The 7,702-nt window shown below is 29.5% G+C and carries 7 protein-coding genes and 1 pseudogene; 1 reads left to right on the top strand and 7 read right to left on the bottom strand.

Annotation, left to right across the window (positions count from 1 at the left end; translation table 11 throughout):
- Positions 1-71: 71 nt before the first annotated feature.
- From BTO18_RS07115 to BTO18_RS18170, 4 genes and pseudogenes are all read right to left on the bottom strand, one after another.
- Positions 72-1,898, bottom strand: coding sequence for an ATP-dependent helicase (locus BTO18_RS07115; protein WP_105015564.1), 1,827 nt, complete (start codon positions 1,896-1,898; stop codon positions 72-74).
- Positions 1,891-3,636, bottom strand: coding sequence for an ATP-dependent nuclease (locus BTO18_RS07110; RefSeq protein ID WP_105015563.1), 1,746 nt, complete (start codon positions 3,634-3,636; stop codon positions 1,891-1,893). Before BTO18_RS07110 ends, BTO18_RS07115 begins: the two co-directional genes overlap by 8 nt.
- A 1,323-nt stretch (positions 3,637-4,959) precedes the next feature.
- Positions 4,960-5,166, bottom strand: coding sequence for a hypothetical protein (locus tag BTO18_RS17970; RefSeq protein WP_244905137.1), 207 nt, complete (start codon positions 5,164-5,166; stop codon positions 4,960-4,962).
- A gap of 15 nt (positions 5,167-5,181) precedes the next feature.
- Positions 5,182-5,456: pseudogene (locus BTO18_RS18170) on the bottom strand (SIR2 family protein); the annotation flags it as partial.
- An 847-nt stretch (positions 5,457-6,303) separates the two neighbouring features.
- On the opposite strand from BTO18_RS18170, the gene BTO18_RS07095 reads away from it, so the two are divergent.
- Positions 6,304-6,840, top strand: coding sequence for a DUF6943 family protein (locus BTO18_RS07095; RefSeq protein ID WP_146106891.1), 537 nt, complete (start codon positions 6,304-6,306; stop codon positions 6,838-6,840).
- 15 nt (positions 6,841-6,855) lie between these two features.
- Here the strand turns inward: BTO18_RS07095 and BTO18_RS07090 are convergent, their stop codons facing one another.
- Genes BTO18_RS07090 through BTO18_RS07080 form a run of 3 tightly spaced genes read right to left on the bottom strand, consistent with a single transcriptional unit; the run spans position 6,856 to position 7,700 of the window.
- Complete coding sequence (locus tag BTO18_RS07090; RefSeq protein WP_105015559.1) at positions 6,856-7,053, bottom strand: hypothetical protein; 198 nt, start codon at positions 7,051-7,053, stop codon at positions 6,856-6,858.
- Position 7,054: 1 nt separating this feature from the next.
- Positions 7,055-7,300 carry a hypothetical protein gene (locus BTO18_RS07085; RefSeq protein WP_105015558.1) on the bottom strand — a complete coding sequence of 82 codons (246 nt, stop codon included), beginning with the start codon at positions 7,298-7,300 and terminating at the stop codon, positions 7,055-7,057.
- Entirely contained in the window at positions 7,263-7,700 is a 438-nt protein-coding gene (locus BTO18_RS07080; protein ID WP_105015557.1) for a DUF5675 family protein, read from the bottom strand. Before BTO18_RS07080 ends, BTO18_RS07085 begins: the two co-directional genes overlap by 38 nt.
- Positions 7,701-7,702 lie beyond the last annotated feature (2 nt).

Raw genomic sequence — 7,702 nt, 5'->3', positions numbered from 1 at the left:
ATCTAGAAGTATGTTTAAAAATATTAATTATACAATTAAATATTTATAAATTATTATTTTGATAATTAAATTTAAATTAAAGGTTTTAAAAACCTCGAAATAGTTTTAGATTTATAATCACCCCAAGGCATCAATCTCCTTTTTGGGTATGTCACAAACAAAAATCTTTTAGCCCTTGTAAAAGCTACATAAGTATTGTTTTTCTCTTGTTGTAATTCTTCCCCACCTTTATTAACAGCTCTAAAATCTGGGAATGTACCATCGTCCATTCCAATTAAAAATACAATTTCATTTTCTTGTCCTTTCATTGTGTGAACTGTACTTAAACAAATACCTTTTTCTTTACTGCTAGTATTATTGGTTAAACCTAAAGCAATTGCAGATTTGAAACCGTCAAGTGATGGTCTTAAATTCTGCTTTTTGTATTGAATTAATTGATTTGCAAAATCTTCCAATTCATCTAATGTTAGCTTCTTTTCGTCATCATCAACTATTAAATCATTAAAAAGTTTTTTTAATTCCTCAATTTTCAAATGCAGATTATCTATGCTACAATCGTTTATAATATTGTTAATGTTTAATGAAATTGGATGTTTTGAATCTTGAAGCTCATTAAAATTATAGACATCCTTGACTTTTAAAATGTTTTCTAATTTATTTAGATGCAACCTATCAAGAGGATTGATTTTAATTCTAAAGTATAAATCAAAAATCTTCATTGATATCGAGCTAAATTTAATGCCCACATTTCCTGATTTAAAGTAGTAGGGTATCTTTTCTTCTTTTAGCAATTCTTCAACGTATTTGAAAACAAATTTATTTCTAGCTAAGATTGAAATTTTCTCATAATTGATTTCTCCTTCAATATCATCGTGTGTTTTTAAATTAATAAGTTCTTTAATTTTATTTAAAATAAACTCTGCTTCCTTAACTTCAGTGTCAACTGGTGTAATTTCGAAAATTCCATCAATCACATAATTTATTGCTTCCACATTTAGATTCATCAATTCGTTTGAAGCTTCAATTACAGACTTTGAACATCGATAATTTTCATCTAATGTAATCTTCTCTGCTTGAAAATCCCTTACAAAATCTTCTTGCATATATGTTGGTGCTGAACCATTAAATCCATAAATAGATTGGTTTGGGTCTCCAACCATCATTAAATCTTTTATGGTATTCCCAGATAATGCTTTTAACAGGAAATATTGAAGTTTATTCAAATCTTGGCATTCATCAATACAGATAAAAGAATAGGATTTACGATATAGATTGGCAACAGCTTCATTATTAGTAAATAGCTCATAAATTAATCTAATAATATCATCAAAATCAATAGCGTTGTTTGACTTTAAAATGTCTTGATAGGTTTCAAAAAGATATTGATATTCTTCATTCTCGGAACTTTCTGCCAATTCTTCTGCTGAAATGACATCCCTTTTTACTGTTGAAATAAACTGTAAAGCATTATAAGTATATTGATTTTTTTTCTTCGGCTCTAAATCATCATAAATTTCTTTAAAAAAGGGAACAGATTTAATAGCTTGCTTAATTAATTCTAATCTATCTGAATCCTCTTCGAAAATATGAGGCATTTTTTTATAACCCAAAAGCTTAAACCTTAATTCAAGAATTGATTGACAAAAACTATGAAATGTGCCAACAAATACATTTTTGCTGATTTTTTCTGAACCACCTAATCTTTCTCTAATTTCAGAAGCTGCTTTATTTGTGAATGTTATAGCTAATATTTTACCGTCAATAGAATCTGATAATCGCTTTATTCTTTCCGTCAAAACTCTCGTTTTCCCACTTCCTGCACTTGCCAAAACCAAATATGCTCCTTGATTTAAGTTTACGATACTTTCTTGTTTCTCTGATAATTTAATTTTAGTCATCACTTACAGGATTTAATATTGCTTTTACTTTATCAAACAATTCAATCATTTTCTCTGGTAAATCTTTAGCAGACTTGCATAATTCGAGAGCTATCAAAGGTGCAAATTGTGTTTTTAAATTTACGATTATATCATAATAGTCTTCGTTTGGTATTAAATCTAACTGTGCCTTTTTTGCAATTTCGTGTTGTGGATTAGAACATTCAGACAACTCCAAACTATAATAAGCTTTCTTTACTTCATCTATATATCCAGTATTACACAATTCTTTTTCGAAATCATTTTCATCATTTAGAAAAACAACTCTGCTTATGTCATTTAAATTAGATTTTTGTATTTGCTTTTCTACTGTGGTATGAGCTTCTGGTTCATTATCACTAAAGATTAAATAAGGAATATTAAATGCTTCAAAAAACCTTATAAATGGTAAATAATTTCCTGAACCGCCAACTCCAATAAAATCAACACCAAGTTCAATAGAGCTTTTTTCAAAATATCTTTCAATTGTTATTGGTAATACTTGTTCTTCAGTTTCGCCTTCAAAAAGGATAACTAATTTAGAAAAGAACAATTCGCCTCTAGTATTTGTTACTTGTCTATATATTTTACGAATGTCTTCGTTATTCAATCCAGTTTCATCAAACTTTCCAATCGTAGTATCTGTAGTGTTTTTACAAATACTTCTAATTTCATATAATTGTGCGCTACCAGCAATATAACTTGAATGCGTAGAGAGTATCTTTTGACCGACTATGTTGTTTATTTGAGAATATAACTTTTTTTGAGCATTTGGATGCAAGTGAGATTCAGGTTCTTCAATGGCAATGATGGGATAGTAAGCAACTTGACTTGCATCAGCCAAATTCATATTTTGTAAAATAAAAGCCTTTAAGATTAAAAGTGATGACCAACTTCTTGTGCCCATACCGTGGTATTCCATTGAAAACTGGGAATAATTGATTTTAACCCCTTTATTTAAATCTCTCAGCTTCTTGGTAAATGGCGTAATATCTACTGTGTTATTTGGATTATCCATTGCTGTGTCTAATTCCTCAAGAATTGAGTGAAGACTTGTTAAAACATCACTACGATCAATTGTTTCTTTGTTTAATTCTTTTACAAGGTCTTCAATTGTTTTTTTATCTTCATCACTATAATTTATAGATGATAGAAGTTTACCTAAAAAAGAAGTTTTAGATTTTAAATCCTCTAAAATATCTCTATTGGCATCTAAATAAAAAAATGGAATTTCATCAAAGTAAAAACTCAATGAGGTTTGATAAATTTGTTCATACCAAAACCCATCTTCATCACTTTTAAAATCGGGCCATTCATCAATAATGAATTGCTTTTTTGTAAATGTTTTTCTAATAAGGTTTTCTTCAATAATTGTTCGAAAAGCAAGTATTTGATTTCCTGCGGAATCAATTGTAATTCTGTTTTCTGTAATTACTGTAGACCATTTATCTTCAAATTCAGGTATTTGATTTCCATTATCATCTATACTAATAAATAGCACATCTATTATAATTATACTTCTAATAATAGCATCTGAAAAGAAAAAATCATCATCAGTAATTTGAAATGAGTTTGATAGTGCAAGTTGCAATGCTTTTAATAGCGTTGTTTTGCCTGCATTGTTAGTGCCAACAAGAACAGAAGTAGGCTCAAAATCAACTTCTAGATTATCTAACCCTCTAAATCCGTGAACTCTAACTTGCTTTAATAATATCCCCATCTATTTTATGCTACTTTTTTTAATTTAGAAGAAGTATATATTTCAAAATCTGTCAAAATTAATATATTATTTGAGTCAATTGTATTTTGATGTATCGTTTTTTTAGCTTTTTTCAACTTGCTGCATAGAAAATAAAATCCTTTTTAATTTATTTTACAAGATACTAAAATATTATTTTTTGTTGCCAATAAATTAAAGTAGAAAGATGTTACAAGTTTTGTCCTTTATTTTAATTGAAAATAAGCATACAAACTTCCCCACAAACCAAAACCCAGATTATTGTTGTCACAAAAAGCCCCTGTCTTTTGGCTTGTTCCGCGCGCCAATACAAGTTTAGCGTTTTAGTATTCTATAGGTTATTGCATTTTAGAGCTTGTTCCATTCGCAAACTCATTGCACAACTCCAAAAAGCAACACGCACTTAATGTTTCATAAAACACAAAACTCCCCAAAGCTAAGTTACATAATGCGCAGTTATACTGCTCTTCCATAGATTCCAGGCACTATAACGCCATTATGTAAAATAGCCGCACTTCCAACGCTCACATTCGTTATTAATAATTAAATTTAGTTATCTAAACATCATTCCGTTTTTGTCGCATTGTTTTTATAAGTGCTTTTAGCAACTTTAAATGAAGCATAAGAACTATATAATTAGAAGCAGAAAATTAAATACAATTTATAAAGCACCTATAAAATCAAAAAAAGCCAATAAGAGTATAACTTTTTATTTGCAAAAAAATGAAGATAGTTGGTTTCGCTAAAAGTAAATGCGAATTTATAGTCAATAAAACCAATGCATATAATTCAATAATTTTACTCTAGTTCTTAATTTGCAAAACATTCACTTTTAACAAAACCAATAAAAGAAATTGGTAAAAGCAAGTAAAAAGTAATACCCTTATTCTCGCTGCTGCCAGCGCACTAGGTATGTTTATTATTTTTTAATTGCTTATCTCATTCATCTGCACAAAAATTCTACTAATATCTATTACTAAAATTCTTTGTTTGTCTCATTTCGCTAAGAATTAAAAAAAAATCACAATCGTTACCTGCATTTCAAAGCTATAGGTTTCATCAATTGACAATATTTTCAATGGGTCTGTGGTAACTTTATTCCATTCACTAAACCCTTTTTAGATAGTTGTTCCTCACATACAATCACCTAAACAGCGCCCATAAAAAAGTTTGTATTAAAACGTCTTTAAATTATTTTTATTTATGCTAAAACCTTACTGATCAATCACACTAAGCTCTTTGCTTTATTCTCTTAATAAGAATTACAATAAAAAAATTATTAAAACTTGCTAAGATTTGACTAAATCAACTAATATACTTTCTCAATTCGTGTTTTTCATCTTTAATAAAATCATTAATAATTTTTATATATTTTACTAAAGAACTATAATCCACTTCATTTTTCATGGGCAATCTTATCACTTTAACTCCAAGATTATAAAGATAATTATCAAACAACTTCTTTATTTTTAGTTCCTCTTTTGGGTTATCAAAAATTAAAGCATAATGCATATTCCTTGTTAGCGTCCTACTCGTTCTTAAAAGTTTGATTAAATTCACGTCAGTGAACGAAGTCCCAATAAACATACAAGTTTCATTACAAAATTTAGTTAATTGTACAATATTTGTCCAAGAATAAGGTTTTGAAAACTCTTCATTATACTCACTTTCTGTAAATATAATTCTTGTTTTTTTCCACCATAAATTGGAAGTATTCCGTGTAGGTGTATAATTTGATTAATAGAATTGTTATTTATTGGTTCAAAAGAAATTGAATTTACTATTAAACCTTTTTCTTTCATCCTAATCTCTATAAGGTCGTCATAATTTGTTGTTAAAACATTGTTTATGTCATCTGCAGAAATTAGTTTTACGACTGCTTCTAATAAGCTTGAATACTCTATTTCATTTTGATAGTATAATATTTTTCTAATCAGATATATCCAATTTCTTGGTTCAATTTGACTTTTTATTTGCTCCATTATTTTCATCGGGTCATTTGCTGCAAATTTTTTAGCTAAAATTTTATCTTCTTCACTCCATAAAAATTTTTCCCAAAGTGCAATTGACATATTGGTTGGTACTCTTTTTGTATCTTTTGAAAATTCCCAATGAGCAAAAAAAGTGGTGCAAATCTCTTCTGTAAGTTTATTCCAAGTAGGTACTCCACAAGAAGCAGACAAACCTGCTCCAACATAGATAGTTGTTTTTTTTTCTTTATCTGTTTTAGTAATTATACAAAATAGTTTTTACTTTTTGTTTCTAAATTCACTATCAGTTTAGATTCAATCATAAACTCTTATAATAAGTTATTTTATCAATTTCTAATTCAAGTTTTAAAATTCCATTAAAATATAACATAAAACCCGCATAATTGAGAGGTGGATAAATATAGCTGTAAGATAGTCTTTTAAAATACTTCTTGAAAAAGAAACCGTAAGGTAATAAAATAAAAACAACAAAAAGAAGTCAAAACAATGGCTCCCTGCAGCCACTGCTTTTTAGGCTATAAAGGTCAAGCCTTTGGGTTTTGATAAAAATCTCCACTTCCATCCTGAACTCGTTTCAGGACCTCTCTGTTAAAACAAAACTATAGTCTACCTCTAAAAACTGTAAACTTCTAGTCCAGTCGTATTTTTCTCAAAAACCTTGACAGCCTATCCTCGCCAAGGTAGAAAACACTTTCTTTTTGTTGTTTTTCTTTTGAAAAAATTTATGTGCGAAGCGCAGCGCAGCATAAGCATCTTAACTTTAAAATGGATAATTATGCAAACTTTTCAAATCAAGACCCATCAACCTGGGCGCAACTATGACAAACCTCATTTTTTTATCTTAAATAAAGGACTAAACTCTGGAAAACCATTCACAGCTCCTGTAAGGAACTCTTTTGTCGTTTCCACAGAAACCATTCTGCAAAAAGAAGCCCTTTTTCATTTGTCCTATATGTTGCTAGAATCCAAGTGCTATCGGTATTATCTAAAAGGGTCAGTCATTCCTTTTATCTACATTGCAGATGTCAAAAACTTATTAGAAAAAAATAGTAAGTATTTTGGTCAAAAAGACTTTGAAACCAAATTGAAAACCTTAAAAAAAGTAGAAGAATTAGAGCTCGTTTTTCAAAACAAGCTAAAAGCAATACAAGAATTAAAAATAGCAGTATTAAGATCCTGTAAATTGAAACACTAAACAACAACAGCGCAATTATTTTTTGCGCTGTTTTTTTATTGATTTTACAAAAGCTTTCATCATCACAGAAGCAATAAAACTCACAATCGCCCCCAATGCAGCCAATACAATAGTAGTGATGATGTCTTCTGAACCAATATGAGTGATGGCTGAAAAAAAAGTACCCCCTAATACACCAGCACTCAAATTGGAATGGGGTATTTGAAAACTCATATTACTTTCTTTTTTGAATGGTTTCTATTTCTGTGTTTTCTTTATTGTCAGAGACCACAGCTTGACTCACAGCAGTCGCTACAGTGCCTGCAACCGTCATATAAGTAGCAATAGTAACAATCGTTGCAGGTATCGCCACTGGTGCAGCTATAATAGCACCCCCAGCAGTAGCCAACGCAATTCCTATATTTCGTAATACTCTAAAAAATTTAGGAGTAGGTTTTTGATAACGTTCTATAATTTTCATGATTTTGTGATGTAATAGTTAATAAAATTTTTTCTTTTCGGTCTTTAGCTTGATACACCAAAGACAATAATTTCTGCATTGCATCTCTTGAGTAGATTCCTTTTCCAATACCACTCAAGTAGCTTACAGGAGCAATACAACCTTCCAAATCTCTTTTAGCATCATTAGCAGGATGAAATAAAATAAGGCTTCTATCGTCCACGTTTTTTAATATCAAATGATGCTTAAACTTTTTAGAGAATCGAGGAACGATTTCATATTGTCCTTCTGGAATACAGGAAATGTTTCGAGTATTATTTCTCCAGGGCAACTCTATGGTATGACAAAGAAACCGATTAGAAATAAACAGAGTACCATTGGTACCCTGTTTAAAATAAGCTCTTTGTAGTACTAACTCCATGA

The organism is Polaribacter porphyrae, from assembly GCF_002954685.1.
Classification (GTDB): Bacteria; Bacteroidota; Bacteroidia; order Flavobacteriales; family Flavobacteriaceae; genus Polaribacter; species Polaribacter porphyrae.
This window is presented reverse-complemented; position numbering and strand designations above follow the sequence as displayed.